Origin of the sequence: Sphingopyxis jiangsuensis (assembly GCF_016734905.1) — a bacterium.
GTDB classification, from domain to species: Bacteria; Pseudomonadota; Alphaproteobacteria; order Sphingomonadales; family Sphingomonadaceae; genus Sphingopyxis; species Sphingopyxis jiangsuensis.
Genome location: NZ_JAERPO010000002.1, coordinates 536198 through 551431, shown reverse-complemented (window position 1 = coordinate 551431; position 15234 = coordinate 536198). Strand labels below are relative to the sequence as shown.

Genomic DNA, 15234 nt, shown 5'->3' with positions numbered 1-15234 from the left:
GCTTGCCAATTCGCATGGGGAGCGATAGCTCTCATGGTCATGAAGATGGGGGATAAAGCGACCCTTCTGTCGCTATCGTTGATATTGCTGGCGCCGCAAGCGGCGGCAAATGAGGCACCTCTGGAGCTGGAACCTTCGTCATCGTGGAATGTCCACTATGCCGACGATTATTGCCGCCTCGCGCGGACATTCGGCACCGGCGACGATGCGTTGATATTGTTCATGGACCGTTTCGGCCCAGGCGATTATTTTCGGATGACGCTGGCTGGTGAAATCACCAAAGCGAAAAAAAATGGTGGGGAAGCGGCCGTTCGTTTCGGCCCCCCCTTTGCTGAGCATCGATTGGTCTTTTTCTCCGGCTGGATTGATGAGAAAATTCCCGCGTGGATTTTCATCGCGGACAATCGCATCCGCCCGCTATCGCTCAAAGAGCAGAAGCGTACCTATGCGGCTTTCAAAGCCGGTCTTGGCGCCGCGCATGTGGAGGTTTCTCCGATTACCGCAGAGGATGAGGCCGCGACGACCTACGTCGAATTCGGGAGACCATTGCGTCGTCCTGTCCGACTGATGACCGGATCGCTCAAGGCGCCATTTGATGCTTTGCGCTCTTGTCTCGACAACCTCATCACCCACTGGGGCCTTGATCCCGATCGGTTGAAAAATCAAAGCAAGGGCGTGTCACCGATCGGCAATCCCGGGAAGTGGCTTACGCACAGTGATTATCCGTCAGCGATGCTCAGCCAAGGTATGCCCGGCATCGTCAATTTCCGATTGATCGTCGATGAAAAGGGCGTGCCTGCATCCTGCCATGTTCAGCAATCGACCAATCCCGAAGGCTTTGACAAAGCCGTCTGCAATGCCTTGATGCGGCGCGCGCGCTTTGATGCTGCCGTCGATGCGAGCGGTAATCCGATGCGGTCCTATTATCTGAACAAGGTGCGCTTTCACACGCATTGATGCGGCTCATTCCCAACCCGCAAAGTCACGCCTGCCCGGGCTTCCTGAACCGCAGCGCGAACTGGTTGGTCTTGCCGCGAATTTCCCCGTCAAAGACATTGGCGGTGCGCGGGTCTTCGGGGCGGGCGTAGAGGTCGCTTTCGGCCTCGAAGACAAAACCCGCCTGCGAGAGCGCCGCGATCACCGCTGCCTTGTCGATACGGTGCAGGCTATCCGTCAGCGTCGTACCGCTGCCGTCGGCGGCGCTGTGATCGACGACCACCAGCGTCCCGCCGGGTTTCAGCGCCGCGAACAGCGCCGCACTCGCTCTGTCGCCTGTCCCTGCCGGGAAAGGCTTCAGATACAGGTCATGGAAATTCTGCACGGTAATGATCGTGTCGAGCGGTTCGGGAAAGGGCGGCGCCGCGAAAGCGCCGTTTACGGCGTCGACATTGGCATAAGCATCGACGACCCTTTTCTGGTCCTCGCCATATTGCGCGCGGAATGCGATGAATTCCTGCGGCTGAAAGGCATAGACGCGGCCCTCGGCTCCGACGACGCCCGACAGGATGCGCGTCAGATAGCCGCCCCCCATCACATAATCGCCGACGCGCTCGCCACGCGCGATCCGGGCAAAATCCATCAGCCGCGCGGGCATCCGCGCCGCGTCGCGCTCGCGGTCCGCGTCGGGGCGCGTGGGATCGGCCAGGATCGCCGCATAGTTGATCGCCATCGGCGGCGGCATGGCGGATGCGGCGCTGGCTGCGCCATCGGCGGGGGCGGTTGCGGTGCAGGCGGTGAGCAGCGACAGCGCGCTCGCGGCAGCAAGTATCGGACGGATCATCGTTTCGACTCCCTCTATCCCGGTGCCGTCATAGCATCGCACGGCCCCACCCTTTCCTGCAAAATTGCCTGGTGCCATGACGGCTGCCCGTCGACGGATAGGCCGGGTTCAAAGCGACAGGGAGACAGTTTCGATTGCCCTGCCCGTATCCCTTGTCGCTTTAGGGCGCCGCCAAGGGCCTTGGCATATCGCGAATCCATGATAGGTTTCGTCGTGAAACGAAAAATTGCGCGAAGATAATCGGGCGAAGATAATCGGGAGAGCGAAGATGCACGATCTGGTCATACGCGGCGGAACCATCGTCGACGGGACGGGCAGCGCGCCCTTTACAGGCGATGTCGCGATCGACGGCGACCGGATCGTCGCGGTGGGCGACAACCTCGGCCCCGCACGCGAGGAAATCGACGCAGCGGGCAAGATCGTCACCCCCGGTTTTGTCGACGTCCACACCCATTATGACGGGCAGGCGACGTGGGACGCCGAAATGGCGCCGTCGAGCTGGCACGGCGTCACCACCGTCATCATGGGCAATTGCGGCGTCGGCTTCGCTCCCGCCAAACCCGACCGCCACGACTGGCTGATCTCGCTGATGGAGGGGGTCGAGGATATTCCCGGCACCGCGCTCGCCGAAGGGATGAGCTGGGATTGGGAAACCTTCCCCGAGTATATGGACGCGCTCGAAAAACTGCCGCGCACCGTCGACGTCGCCTGCCATGTCCCGCACGGCGCGGTGCGCGCCTATGTGCTCGGCGACCGCGAAAAGCCCGGCGCGATTCCAACCGACGAGGACGTCGCCGAAATGTCGCGCATCGTCGAGGAAGGCGTGCGTGCGGGCGCGCTCGGCTTTTCGACGAGCCGCACCGTGCTGCACAAATCGGTCGACGGCGAACTGGTGCCCGGCACCACCGCGACCGCCGAAGAGCTGATCGCGATCGGCCGCGCAATGGGCCGCGTCGGCTATGGCGTGTTCGAAATGGCGAGCGACCTGAAGCGCGAGTGGAACGAGTTTCAGTGGATGGGCGATTTGAGCCGCGAAACCGGGCTGCCGGTGACCTTCGCCGCGTTGCAATCTATCGCCAAGGAATTGCCGCTCGAGGAACAGATCGACGAAATGCGGCGCCAAAATGCCGCCGGCGCGAACATCGTCGCGCAGATCGCGCTGCGCGGCAATGGGGTCATCATGGCGTGGCAGGGGACGGTACACCCGTTCCGCTTCAAGCCCGCGTGGAACGAGATCACCGACCTGCCGTGGGCCGAGCAGCTCGCCAAGCTCAAGGACCCGGCGTTCAAGGCGCGGATGATCGCCGAAGAAAATGTCTGGCCCGAGAGCGACATCATCGACTTTCTGAAGATGGTCGCGCTCGGCTGGCCGCTGCAGTTCGAGATGGATCCCGATTTCAACTATGAGCCCAAGATGGACGAGAGCATCATGGCGCGCGCCGCCGCCGCCGGGGTCGGCCCGTCCGAATATGCCTATGACCTGCTGATGAAAGACGAAGGACGCGGTTTCATCTATTTCCCGATCCTCAACTATCGCGACGGCAATCTCGATTTTCTCGAGGAGCTGCAGGCGGCGGACGATACGGTGAACAGCCTGTCCGACGGCGGCGCGCATTGCGGCACGATCTGCGACGCGGCGTCGCCGACCTTCATGCTCCAGCACTGGGTGCGCGACCGTGCGCGCGGGCGTATCGCGCTCGAACATGCGGTGAAGCGCCAGTGCCGCGACACCGCATTGCTCTATGGCCTCGACGACCGCGGGCTGATCGCGCCGGGCTATCTCGCCGACCTTAACGTCATCGATTTGGGAGCGCTGAAGCTCGGCAAGCCGTGGCTCGCCTTCGACCTTCCCGCGGGCGGCAAGCGCCTCCTCCAAAAGGCCGACGGCTATGTCGCGACAGTCAAGTCGGGGCAGGTCACCTTCCGCGACGGCGAAATGCAGGGCCCGACCCCCGGCGGTGTCATCCGCGGCCCGCAGCGCGTCGAACTGGCGATGGCGGCGGAGTGATCGCCGCCGCTTCGTGATTTTTCCATCGTCACCCCGGCGAAGGCCGGGGTCTCACCGGTTGTTGCCATTCGAGCGGCGAGATCCCGGCCTGCGCCGGGATGACGGTCAAGCCTGGCGCAGCGCTTCGACCAACCGTTCCACATCCCGCAAACCGTTATAGGCATGGAAGGACAACCGCACGACGGTTCCGCGAAAGTCGGCCCGGATGCTGTGTCCATCAAGCGCCGCAGCGACGCGCGGCTGGTCGGCGCCGGTGTCGATGCACAGCGTCCCGCCGATGTCGCCCGTCGGCCAGCGCCACTGCGGCGTTTTCGGCTCCACCGCGTCGCGGACCATCGCCTGCAAGGCCAGATTATGGCCGCGGATCGCATCGACCCCGATCGCCGCAATCTCGGCGATGCCCGCCGTCGACAATATGAACGGCGCAACGTCGGGCGTTCCGCCCCACCAGCGCCGTGCGTCGGGGGCATAGCGGAAATCGGTGATGTCCATCTCGAACGGGTCGGCGTGGCTCCACCAGCCGCGCTCGGTCGGATCGAGCGCCGTGCGGTCTTGCGGTGCGACCCACAGCCACGCTGCGCCCGGACCGCCGCACAGCCATTTGACGCTCGTCCCGAGCGCCGCATCGACGCCCCACGCAGCGGGGGTGACGGGCGCGACCCCGACCGACTGCGCGCAATCGGCGATGCAGCGCCCGCCCGCCGCGCGCACCGCCGCGGCGATACCGGCAATATCGGCGCGCGCGCTGCTGTTCGAGCTGACGTGCATCGGGATCGCGAGCGCGACATCCGCGTCCATTGCCGCAGTCCAGCTGGCGGGATCCCGCACATCGGCACCGGCGGGCAGCATGCGTGTCTGCCAGCCTTCGGCGGCGAGCCCGCCCGCGACATAGCCGATCGTCGGAAAGGCGCCCGGCGCGAACAGGATCGTCCGCCGCGTCGTTGCTTGCCCTAGCGCCGACAGATAGCGCGACAGCCCGGCGCTGACATTGGTCGCAGGGCAGAGGTCGCGCGGCTCGACGCCAACCAACGCTCCCAGCGCCGCCCGCCACGCATCGACAGCATCCAGCCAGTGCGGCCAGGCTTCGCCCGTCACGGCCCAGGGCGCCAGATAGCGCTCGCGCAGCAGCGCCTCCGCCCGGCGCGGCTGGCAGCCGACGCTGTGACTTTTAAGATAGGTGACGCCGTCCGGCAGGTGAAAGCGCTCCGCGACGCTTTCAGGGAGCAGCGCCGTGGTCACAGCCCGCTGCCGTGGCCCGGCGCGCCGCCGCTGATGCTGTCGCGCTTCACGCCATATTCGGCGCCCCAGCGGTCGGTCATGTCGGCGCGAATGTCCCACAGCTCGGGAAAGAAGCGATGCCGCGCCCCCGCATTGAGCAGTTCGACCGGGCGACCTTTGAGCGACTTCGACCCCATGCCGATCGACCGGTGGATCAGGTAGATGTGGAGCGCGCGGAAAATCTGGAACAGCTCGTCGAACTCGATCAGCGCCTCGGCGACCATATAGGCCTCGTCATGCTTGTAGCCCGTGTCATAGACATCGGCGACGCTGCGCCCTTCGGCTTCCAGATAGACGGCCTTGTAACGCGCCCACAGCGGCTGCGGCAGTGTGAGCAGCAGCTGGAAACCGGGGCTCTCTTGTCCCGATCCGTTGCCGAGCTGGAGCCGGATCGACTGATAATCGAACGGGCTCATCGTCTCCAGCAGCGAAAGCTGGTCGGTCATCAGCCGCATGAGGCGGTGGACGCGGTCGAACAGGGTGAGGACGCGCATTGTCTCGCGCGTTTCCATATGACCGTCGATCTCGCCGAGGGTGAAGGCGATGAGCTTCATCCACAGCTCTTCGACCTGGTGGACGATCTGGAACTGGAGCTCGTCGGGGGTGCAAAGTTCGGCGAGCGGTTTCTGACAGTCGAGCAGGCGGTCGACCGCCAGATAGACGCCATAATCCTTCATGTCGGGCGTCTCGATGCGGCGGTGGAGGTCGGATTTCTGAAGCATGGGCAACGTCCCTTGCTGGTGTGGCGCAAACAGGCGAAAGGGCGCGCCGGGGCGCACCGGTTCGTCTATCCGCGCGGTGCCACACCGGCCGGCGGGCGCCGCGGCGAGCCCGCCTGGCCGCGCCACGGCGTCATGTCGCGCCGGTCGGGGGAGCCGCGGCCGATCATCAGGCGGTCTCTTTGCCCTCTTCGCCGGATGCGCGCGCCTCGGTGTTCGTAAGGACGTCACCGTCGGCCGATATCTCTGCGTCGGCTTCGGCTTCGACCGCCGCATATTGCGGATGCGGCGGGGCAAGGCGCAGCACTGCAAAGCCCGCGAGCGCCGCGATGAGCGATCCCATCAAAATGCCGATCTTTGCTTCTTCGATCAGCAGCGCATTGCCGGGGAAGGCGAGGCCGCCGATGAACAGGCTCATCGTAAAGCCGATGCCGCAGAGCGTCGCGACGCCATAGATCTGCAACCAGGTCGCGCCGCGCAGCTTGCCCGCGATGCCGAGTTTGACGCTGAGCCACACGCTTCCGAAGATACCGATCTGTTTGCCGAAGAACAGCCCTGCCGCGATGCCGAGCGGCAGCGGTGCAAAAATCTGTTCGGTGGTCAGTCCGCCAAGATCGACCCCGGCGTTGGCAAAGCCGAACAGCGGGACGATCGCAAAGGCGACCCACGGATGCAGCGCGTGTTCGAGCCGGTGCAGCGGCGATGTCTCGCTGTCCGGGGCGCCGGGCGTCCGCTCGAACGGAATCGTCATGGCGGCGAGCACGCCCGCGATCGTCGCGTGGACGCCCGACAGCAGCGTCGCATACCAGAGGAGCGCGAACATCAGCATATAGACGATCAGGCTTTTGACCCCGCGCCGGTTCAGCACGAACATCACCGCAAGGATCGCAGCCGCGGCGCCGAGCGCGGCCAGATTGATCTCGGCGGTGTAAAAAAGCGCGATGATCGCGACCGCGCCCATGTCGTCGACGATTGCGACGGTGACGAGAAACAGTTTGAGCGAGGTCGGCGCCCGTTTGCCGAGCAACGCCAGTACCCCCATCGCAAAGGCGATGTCGGTCGCTGCCGGGATCGCCCAGCCTTGCGCGAGGCCCGGAGTGCCGCCGGCGAAGAGCATATAGAGCGCCGCAGGTACAGCCATCCCCGCGGCGGCTGCAATCATCGGCAGGCGTCGACGGTCCCAACTCGCGAGCCGCCCATCGACGAACTCGCGCTTGATTTCGAGACCGACGAGCAGGAAGAAAATCGCCATCAGGCCGTCGTTGATCCACAGATGGACGGTCATCGGACCGAGCTTGTCGGTCAGCACCGGCCCGGTCACGGCATGGATGGCATGCTCATATGTCTCGCCCAATGCCGAATTGGCGACGATCATCGCCAAAATGGCTGCGAAAATCAGCAGCATGCCACCGGCGCTTTCGCTTTCGAGAAAGTCGCGGAGAGCCGAACGAGGCGCAGAAATGCTGGTCATAAAGGGCCGATAACCTGATTTTTGACGATAGGGAGAAAAATCTCCTAGCCGCTGCTCCCGGATTCGTCACCCTTTACAAAAATTAAGTCCTGATTACGCAGGCTTGGTCGATGTTACATGCCATCAAGAAAAAGGGCGGGGCGCAAGGTGGACCTGTCGACCTCGGGGTTGGAACTTTGGGTTGGGATCGCCGGCGCCGAACTGATGTTCTTTGCGTCGGTCGGAATCCTGCTGTTCGGCCTCGACGATTTGCTCTTCGATCTGATCTGGCTGATGTCGCCTTCGAAGCGGAAGGCAGCCGATGCTTTGGCCGGGGTATTGCCGGGAGTAATCGCCGTTTTCGTGCCGGCGTGGGACGAGGCATGTGCTTTGCCCGCAATGTTGCGGAGAACCCTCGCGGCATGGGATGGCGAGGACTTCCGAATCTATGTCGGCTGCTATCCGAACGATCCTTCGACCATCCTGGCGATATCGGACCTCGTGGCGCGCGATCGGCGATTGCGGCTCGTAATCGGCTCCGACGATGGACCGACGACCAAGGGAGCCAATCTCAATCATCTGTGGAATGCGCTCGGAGAGGATGAGCGCGCCGAAGGTATGCGCTTTTCCGCAATCGTTCTTCACGACGCCGAAGATCATGTGCATCCTGAGGAACTTAGCCTTTACCGTGCACATCTTTCGCGCTGCTCCATGGTACAGATCCCGGTCGTGCCGTTCGTTTCGGCAGGGGCGCAATGGGTTGGCGGCCATTATGCCGACGAATTTGCCGAGGCTCATGCAAAAGAACTGACGGTACGCACGCGCCTCGGCGTGCCGATACCATCGGCCGGGGTGGGATGCGCGATGACGCGACGGGCGCTGTCACTGGTGGCGATCGACCGGGGCGGCGAGCCTTTTCGGACCGACAGCCTGACCGAGGATTACGAACTTGGCATGATCTTCGGCGCTTATGGTTTGCCGACCGCGTTCGTCGACAGCGTTGGAAGCGACGGAAGCCTGATTGCGTCACGCGGCAGTTTTCCGGGACGTATCGATTCGGCAGTGCGTCAGAAAGCGCGCTGGATTGCCGGAATCGCATTCGACGGCTGGGACCATATCGGGTGGCCGGGGTCCCGGATTCCGAATGGCTCCCGCGGGGGCGGGTGGATTGCAAGGTGGATGCTTTGGCGCGATCGCCGGCCACCGCTTGCCGCGCTGGTCCTGCTCGCTGCCTATCTGGGGTCGGTCGTTACGCTCGCTGGACTGGCGGGACAGGCAATTTTTGGTTGGCGCGCGCCTGCCATCGGAGAATCGCTGCGTCTCCTCGTCTTCATGGGAGCTATCCTGTTGTTATGGCGCCTCGGCATGCGCATCCATTTTTCGGCGCGCTGGTATGGCTGGCGGCAAGGTGTGCTGGCCGTGCCGCGCGCCTTCGTGTCGAATGTGGTCGCGATCCTCGCGGCGCGTCGGGCGCTCGTCATCTACTGGCACATGCTGCGCTCGGGGCGCGTCGTTTGGGACAAAACCGACCATCGCGAGACGGAGTCGATGGTCGAAGCAATGTATGTGCAGCGACGCCGGCCGGGATGAGCGGCGCGGTGCGACATATTCCGATTTCGCCGCGACGCCGCGAGGCTGGAGCGATGCGTTTCCTTTTCATCTTCATCGGCGGCTGGATATTGCTGCGGCTCCTGATCGCGGGGATGCCGGTTCCTCCCCCTGCCGTTGCGGAATCATCGACGAACCAATCGGGGCTGTTTGCGGGTGCGGTGCCGGTCGCGCCCCGACCGATCGTGCCCGAGCACCTCAGCGATGGCGCGAAAATCGCACTTCCGCCTGAAGGGAGGGTGCGTCGCGATCGCATTCAAACGCGGCCGAATTTCTCCCGTGCTGATCCGGGTTCGTACCCGCCATCAGCGTCCGACGTGAGCACCCCTGTCATCGCTCCCGCCCAACAGCTGCCGCCCCTGACCGAACTCGATCGCGGCGGTGGCGGCCTGGCGCCGCCGGTGGCCGAAGAACGGCGCAGGCGGTGGGCGGTCGACGGATGGGCGTTCCTGCGGCCCGATTCGGTCAACGCGAGCGATAATCTGGTAGCGGGCGGCCAACTGGGGGGCAGTCAGGTGGGTGTCCGGGCGAGCTATGCCTTGGAAAAGGAAGGACGCTTGCGCGCCTACACGCGCGCAACGATCGCAGTCGCGCGGCCGCGGCAGCGCGAACTGGCGGTCGGCGTTTCGCACGCGCCCGTCGCCGGCATCCCGGTCGCGGTGGCAGTCGAGCGCCGGATCGCGTTAGCGAGCGAAGGGCGCGATGCTTTTGCGGTCGTGGTGGCGGGCGGCGTGAACGACATGCGGCTTCCGGCGCGCCTTCGGCTGGAGAGTTATGGACAAGGCGGCATTGTCGGCGCGCGGCGGCGCGACGGTTTCGCCGACGGTGCCGTTGTTGTCGATCGCCCGGTCGCGTCGGTCCGCAAATCGAGCGTCCGCGCCGGAGCGATCGTTGCCGGTGCCGTCCAGCCGGGGGTGAGCCGCTTCGATGTGGGGCCCCGCTTGACGATCGACCTGCCGACGGTCGGCCGCGGCAGCCGCGTCGCGCTCGATTGGCGCTTTCGCGTCGCGGGCGATGCGCGGCCAGGCAGCGGCGCCGCGTTGACGATCGCGTCGCACTTTTGATGCTGCCGGAAAAATTGACGTATCAGCCGATTCCACGGTGCGGGAAAATGCTCTAGGGTTTCAGGAATCGGCGACGCAGCGACGCCGTGGAATGATGTTCGGGGCCCATGGATCTCTACCTTCCTGTCGCCAATCTCTCGGTCAATGCGCTTGTCATCGTCCTTCTCGGCGGCGGGGTCGGGTTTCTGTCGGGGATGTTCGGCGTCGGCGGAGGATTTCTGACCACCCCCTTGCTGATCTTTTACGGCATCCCGCCGACCGTCGCGGCGGCGTCGGCGGCAACGCAGGTGACCGGCGCCAGCGTGTCGGGCGCTCTCGCGCATCTCGAGCGCGACGGGGTCGACCTGCGGATGGGCACGGTGCTCGTGGCCGGCGGTTTGATCGGATCGCTCGTCGGCGCGGTGCTGTTCGAACTGCTCACCGCGTGGGGCCAGATCGATACCGCAATCAACATCCTCTATGTCGCCTTGCTCGGATCGGTCGGTTCGATGATGGCGCGTGAGGCGTGGGGGGCGCTGCAACAAATGCGCGCGGGACTGCCCGCACCGGCGCGCAAACGGCGGCATCACCCGATGGTGGCCAACCTGCCGATGCGCTGGCGCTTCTATCGATCGGGCCTCTATATTTCGCCGCTCGCGCCGTTGCTGCTCGGGATATTGGTCGGCATATTGACGATGCTGCTCGGCGTCGGCGGCGGCTTCATCATGGTCCCGGCGATGCTTTATCTGCTCGGCATGGGGACGCAGGTCGTCGTCGGCACTTCGCTGTTCCAGATCTTGTTCGTGACGATTGCGACGACGATGGTCCATGCGATGACGACCGGCGCGGTCGACATCGTGCTCGCCGGCCTGTTGCTTATCGGCAGCGTCATCGGCGCGCAGGTCGGCGCGCGCTTCGCGCAGCGGCTCAAGCCCGAATATCTCCGCATGGCGCTCGCGGCGATCGTGCTCGTCGTGGCACTTCGGATGGCGGTCGACCTGTTCATCCGTCCCGACGAAATCTACACGGTCCAATGACCGTCCTGCGCGCCCTGATCGTGGGATTGGCGCTGCTTTTGGCGACAGGAACTTCGCGCGCCGCCGACCCGCGGCTCGTCCCCGATGTGTCGAGCCGTGCGATCGACATCCAGTACAGCTTCACGGGCGAGGAATTGCTGCTGTTCGGCGCCATTCTCTATCCGGGGCAAAGGCTTCCCGACGACCGGGCCGATATCGTCGTCGTCCTGAAAGGGCCGGTGCGTCCGATCATCCTCCGCGAGAAACGTCGCGTTGCCGGCATCTGGGTCAACGCGAGCAGTATCCGGCTGCGCACGACGCCCGGCTTTTATGCCATTGGGTCGTCGCGCCCGATCGACAAGCTGGTCGATGAGCGGACTGCGGCGATATTCGAACTCGGACTCGACAATCTGTCGATGTCGCCCACCGGCTTTTCGGAGGCGCAAAAGCTGGAGCGGTTCGAGGCAGGGCTGATCGACCTGTATCAGCGCCAGGGACTGTTCGTCCAAAACCCCGGAGCGGTCGAGATTACCGAGGGCGTGCTTTATCGCGCTCGCATCCCCGTGCCGGCGCGCGTTCCAGTCGGCACCTATCGCGCCGAGACCTATCTGATCAGTCGCGGCCGCGTGCTCGCGGTTGCAGCGCGCGATGTCCAGATCCGCAAGGCGGGGTTCGAACGCTTCGTCGCCTTGGCGGCCGAGCATCACGGCTTTCTCTATGGCTTGGCGGCGGTGACGCTGTCGCTGTTGCTCGGCTATGTTGCCTCGGCCATTTTCCGGCGGCGTTGAGCCAAAGTTCACGGCCTATTTACCCTCGTCTGCGATACCTGCCTCGGGATCAAATTCAGGCGGGGCACGATATGGATATGCATGGCAGCGGTTTCGCGGCGGGGGATTCAACGGCGGCGCAGCATGTGCGGCTCGCCGGCGGCGGCACGGTAACGCCCGTTGCGCCAATCGCCAATCATCACCGCGACGAGCTGCTTATCGGCGAAGTCATTGATATTTCAGGGTCGGATTCGCGAATCCTGCTCGATTCAAAGACCATCGGCCAATTGACCAGTTCGACCGACCCCGCCGTCGCAATGGCCGGTCAGGTCGGCGCGCAGGTCAAGATCCGTGTTGGCAACATCTGGCTTATCGCCAGCATCCGCGATCAGCAATTGCATCAGCAGGGCGAAGGCCTGATCGTCGCGACCATCGATTTCCTCGGTGAAGGCGAAGAAGAAAAGATCACCGGCCGCATCCACAACTTCCGCCGCGGTGTGACGCGCTATCCGATCCCCGGCAGCCAAGTCTATGCCGCGACCAGCCACGACCTCAAACAAATCTACGCCGCGGACGAACGCGCGCACGTCGAAATCGGGACGGTGTATCCGACCAAGGATATTCGCGGATCGCTCTATGTCGACGCCATGCTCGGCAAGCATTTCGCTCTCCTTGGTTCGACCGGCACCGGCAAATCGACCAGCGCCGCATTGATCCTGCACAAGATCTGCGAACTCGCCCCGCAGGGCCATATTGTCATGATCGACCCGCACGGCGAATATTCGGCGGCGTTCAAGGGGACCGGCGCGCTGTTCGACGTCGACAACCTTGCCATGCCCTATTGGCTGATGAATTTCGAAGAACATTGCGAGGTGTTCGTCACCGCGCAGGGACGCGATCGCCAGACCGACTGCGACGTGCTTGCGCGCTGCCTGCTGCAGGCGCGGCAAAAGAACCGGCTCGCCGAAGGGATGACGAAGATCACGGTCGACTCGCCGATCCCCTATCTGCTCTCCGACCTGCTCAATATTCTTCAGAACGAAATGGGCAAGCTCGACAAGGCGACCTCCTCGGCCCCCTTCATGCGCATCAAGGGCAAGATCGAGGAAATGCGTGCCGACCCGCGCTATAATTTCATGTTCTCCGGCATGCTCGTCGCCGACACGATGGCCAATTTCATCGGCAAGATTTTCCGCCTGCCTTCGGACGGCCGGCCGATCTCGATCATCGACGTGTCGGGCGTCCCCTCCGACATCACGTCGGTGGTGGTCGCCGTCCTGTCACGCCTGACCTTCGACTATGCGATCTGGTCGCGCGGCGAGCCGCAACGCCCGATCCTGCTCGTTTGCGAAGAGGCGCACCGTTACATCCCCTCAAAGGACATCGGCCAGGGTCAGTCGGTTCGCAAGATCCTCGAGCGGATTGCCAAGGAAGGCCGTAAGTATGGCGTGTCGCTGGGCCTCATCACCCAGCGTCCGTCGGACCTTGCCGAAGGCGTGCTGTCGCAGTGCGGCACGATCATTTCCATGCGCCTCAACAATGATCGCGACCAGCAATATGTGAAGGCGGCGATGCCCGAAGGCGCGCGCGGCTTCATCGACTCGATCCCGGCGCTGCGCAACCGCGAGTGCATCGTCTGCGGCGAAGGTGTCGCGATCCCGATCCGCGTCTATCTCGACACGCTCGAAGAGGACAAACGCCCGGCATCGAGCGACCCGCTCTTCTCGAAACTGTGGCGCGAAACGGGCGGCGAGGCGGAAATCCTCGAGCGCGTCGTCAAACGCTGGCGCAGCCAGGGGCGGTAAAGCCCCGCGTCAATTCCCGTCATTGCGAGCGCAGCGAAGCAATGACGATGGGCTACCCTTTCGGCGGCTCCCAAAGCTCGATCGGATTGCCCTCGGGGTCGTGGACGCGTGCGAAGCGCCCGATGGCGGGGTCGTTCCATTCGTCCTTGGTGATGATTTCCTCGCCCGCTGCCCGAAATGGCGCGAGCACGGCATCGAGATCGTCGACCCGCAAATTGATCATATATTGCCGGTCGGGCGCGAAATAGTCGGTGTCGGCCTTGAACGGCGCGAAGACGAGCGGGCCGGCAGCGACGCTCCAGCTCCATTCGTCGACCGGGCCGTCGGCCTCTGCGCTGCAACCCGCCCCGACCCCCAGCCGCTCGCGATACCAGCGGTTGAGCGCGTCGGGGTCCTGCGCCCGAAAGAACAGCCCGCCTATGCCTTTAACATGTCCCATGCCAGTCTCCTGCTACCGCGAAGAGGGAGACTAGGCGCGAAGGTTCAGCGAATCCACTCTCCGCTCTTGCGATATTCCTCGCGCACGTCGCCCGACTGATTGAGCCGTGCGTCGGTATAGGTTGGCGGTGGGGCCACGGCGGGCTGCGGCGATGCAACCGAAGCGGGCGGCGACATGGCGCCCGGCAAAGGCGCGGCTGCCGTGTCGGGAAGCGGGGCCGCGGTCGCGGCGGCAACCGGTCCCGCGCCGGGAGCAAGTCCCTGACCCTTCAGGATCGCGACCTGCTGCGCGACCGGCAGATAGGGTCCGGGCACCGGCTCGCGCCCCGAATAGGGTACGCGGAACGCATCGGGCATCCCCCAACGGCCGCGCCAGCGGTGAAAGATATGGGCGCCGACGATATTGGTCATGACGAGGCTCTTGCCCCAACGCGGCCAGATTGCGGTGGTATGATAGTGCGTCGCGAGCCCCACTTTCGGAAACACGGTGCCGCCGAGCGCCGCCGAGGCGACGCGGCTCGCGCGCAGCCAGTTGCGGCGCTCGGGCGTCCGCGCCATCGCGCCGTCGCAGCTGAATGTGAACTGGCACACGCCCGCGCGCTGCGACCCCTGGAACACGACGCCGCACACGGTCGAAGGAAAGCTCGGATGACGCACGCGATTGAGCACCGTTTGCGCGACGCCGCGCATCCCGTCGTCGCTTTCCGACGCGGCTTCGTAATAGATGGCGGCAGTCAGGCAATAATGCGCGCGTTCGCGGTCGAGCGCAGTAACGCCACGGAACGCATAGCTTTTCGCCGGGGGGCCGGCGAGCGCCTCGTCGCGGAGGAGCAGCGGGTCGGCAGGTGGTTCAGGGGCGGCGTCGCTCCAGTCGATGCTGCGCGGGTCGGGCAATGTCGGGTCGATTTTGAGCGCCGCTTCATAGTCTCCCGCATTCATGATCGCCCAGCGCGCCGGGTCATAGGGCGCGAAATCGACCGGTACGGAAACGCTGTAGGGGCCAAGGCCGCGCGGCCGGAACTGCCCGGTCGAAAGCACGAGCACGAGGCTCGCGACTGTTACGACCGCAGCGAACGCAGCCCAAAAGCTCCGCCCCGGCGTTGCGGGCGCCGCCGCGGGGTCGAGCCACGCCGAGGGAGCGGAAAGGGCGAGTTCGGGCTTCATGCGTGCGTCGAATATCCAGTTCGGGCCGCCGCGAGCGATTCGCGCAGCCATTGCCGCAACAGCCTAGCCGATGAGTCGCGAACAAAGCGTTGCGACGTCCCGATTGCGCGCATCGCAGATGTGCCGCCGATTCCCGCTTGCCGACCCGCCGCGTTGCG

General features: G+C 64.4%; 13 protein-coding genes. 7 read left to right on the top strand and 6 right to left on the bottom strand.

What is annotated here, in order from left to right; all coding sequences use genetic code 11:
• The first annotated feature begins 33 nt into the window (after positions 1-33).
• Positions 34-957 (top strand): energy transducer TonB, encoded by a 924-nt coding sequence (locus tag JI743_RS09375; RefSeq protein ID WP_201928051.1) that lies wholly within the window; start codon positions 34-36, stop codon positions 955-957.
• A gap of 25 nt (positions 958-982) precedes the next feature.
• Here the strand turns inward: JI743_RS09375 and JI743_RS09370 are convergent, their stop codons facing one another.
• Positions 983-1858, bottom strand: a complete 876-nt coding sequence (locus JI743_RS09370; protein WP_236659846.1) for a class I SAM-dependent methyltransferase — start codon at positions 1856-1858, stop codon at positions 983-985.
• Between the two features lie 190 nt (positions 1859-2048).
• Between JI743_RS09370 and JI743_RS09365 the strand changes: the two genes are divergently transcribed.
• On the top strand, positions 2049-3788 hold the full coding sequence (locus JI743_RS09365; protein WP_201928050.1) for an N-acyl-D-amino-acid deacylase family protein: 1740 nt from the start codon (positions 2049-2051) through the stop codon (positions 3786-3788).
• Between the two features lie 105 nt (positions 3789-3893).
• On the opposite strand, the gene JI743_RS15165 is transcribed toward JI743_RS09365, so the two are convergent.
• The 3 genes from JI743_RS15165 to nhaA form a co-directional block, all read right to left on the bottom strand.
• Positions 3894-5027 (bottom strand): aminotransferase class V-fold PLP-dependent enzyme, encoded by a 1134-nt coding sequence (locus tag JI743_RS15165; protein WP_201928049.1) that lies wholly within the window; start codon positions 5025-5027, stop codon positions 3894-3896.
• The gene (locus JI743_RS09355) at positions 5024-5788 is read right to left on the bottom strand and encodes a tryptophan 2,3-dioxygenase family protein (protein ID WP_201928048.1); all 765 of its coding nucleotides are present in this window, start codon (positions 5786-5788) and stop codon (positions 5024-5026) included. The genes JI743_RS15165 and JI743_RS09355 overlap by 4 nt, the downstream gene beginning before the upstream one ends.
• 166 nt (positions 5789-5954) lie before the next feature.
• Positions 5955-7256, bottom strand: a complete 1302-nt coding sequence (nhaA, locus tag JI743_RS09350; RefSeq protein WP_201928047.1) for a Na+/H+ antiporter NhaA — start codon at positions 7254-7256, stop codon at positions 5955-5957.
• Positions 7257-7403: 147 nt separating this feature from the next.
• On the opposite strand from nhaA, the gene JI743_RS09345 reads away from it, so the two are divergent.
• The 5 genes from JI743_RS09345 to JI743_RS09325 all read left to right on the top strand — a co-directional run bounded on the left by JI743_RS09345 (position 7404) and on the right by JI743_RS09325 (position 13474).
• Entirely contained in the window at positions 7404-8825 is a 1422-nt protein-coding gene (locus tag JI743_RS09345; RefSeq protein ID WP_330902412.1) for a glycosyl transferase family protein, read from the top strand.
• Positions 8826-9160: 335 nt separating this feature from the next.
• Positions 9161-9907 (top strand): hypothetical protein, encoded by a 747-nt coding sequence (locus JI743_RS09340; RefSeq protein WP_201928045.1) that lies wholly within the window; start codon positions 9161-9163, stop codon positions 9905-9907.
• 107 nt (positions 9908-10014) lie between these two features.
• Positions 10015-10923 (top strand): sulfite exporter TauE/SafE family protein, encoded by a 909-nt coding sequence (locus JI743_RS09335; RefSeq protein ID WP_201928044.1) that lies wholly within the window; start codon positions 10015-10017, stop codon positions 10921-10923.
• A complete protein-coding gene (locus JI743_RS09330) occupies positions 10920-11690 on the top strand; it encodes a TIGR02186 family protein (protein WP_201928043.1) in 771 nt (256 codons plus the stop codon). The genes JI743_RS09335 and JI743_RS09330 overlap by 4 nt, the downstream gene beginning before the upstream one ends.
• A 71-nt stretch (positions 11691-11761) precedes the next feature.
• A complete protein-coding gene (locus JI743_RS09325; protein ID WP_201928042.1) occupies positions 11762-13474 on the top strand; it encodes an ATP-binding protein in 1713 nt (570 codons plus the stop codon).
• Positions 13475-13526: 52 nt separating this feature from the next.
• On the opposite strand, the gene JI743_RS09320 is transcribed toward JI743_RS09325, so the two are convergent.
• On the bottom strand, positions 13527-13913 hold the full coding sequence (locus tag JI743_RS09320; RefSeq protein ID WP_201928041.1) for a VOC family protein: 387 nt from the start codon (positions 13911-13913) through the stop codon (positions 13527-13529).
• A gap of 44 nt (positions 13914-13957) precedes the next feature.
• On the bottom strand, positions 13958-15127 hold the full coding sequence (locus JI743_RS09315; protein ID WP_236659844.1) for a cell wall hydrolase: 1170 nt from the start codon (positions 15125-15127) through the stop codon (positions 13958-13960).
• Positions 15128-15234: the final 107 nt, after the last annotated feature.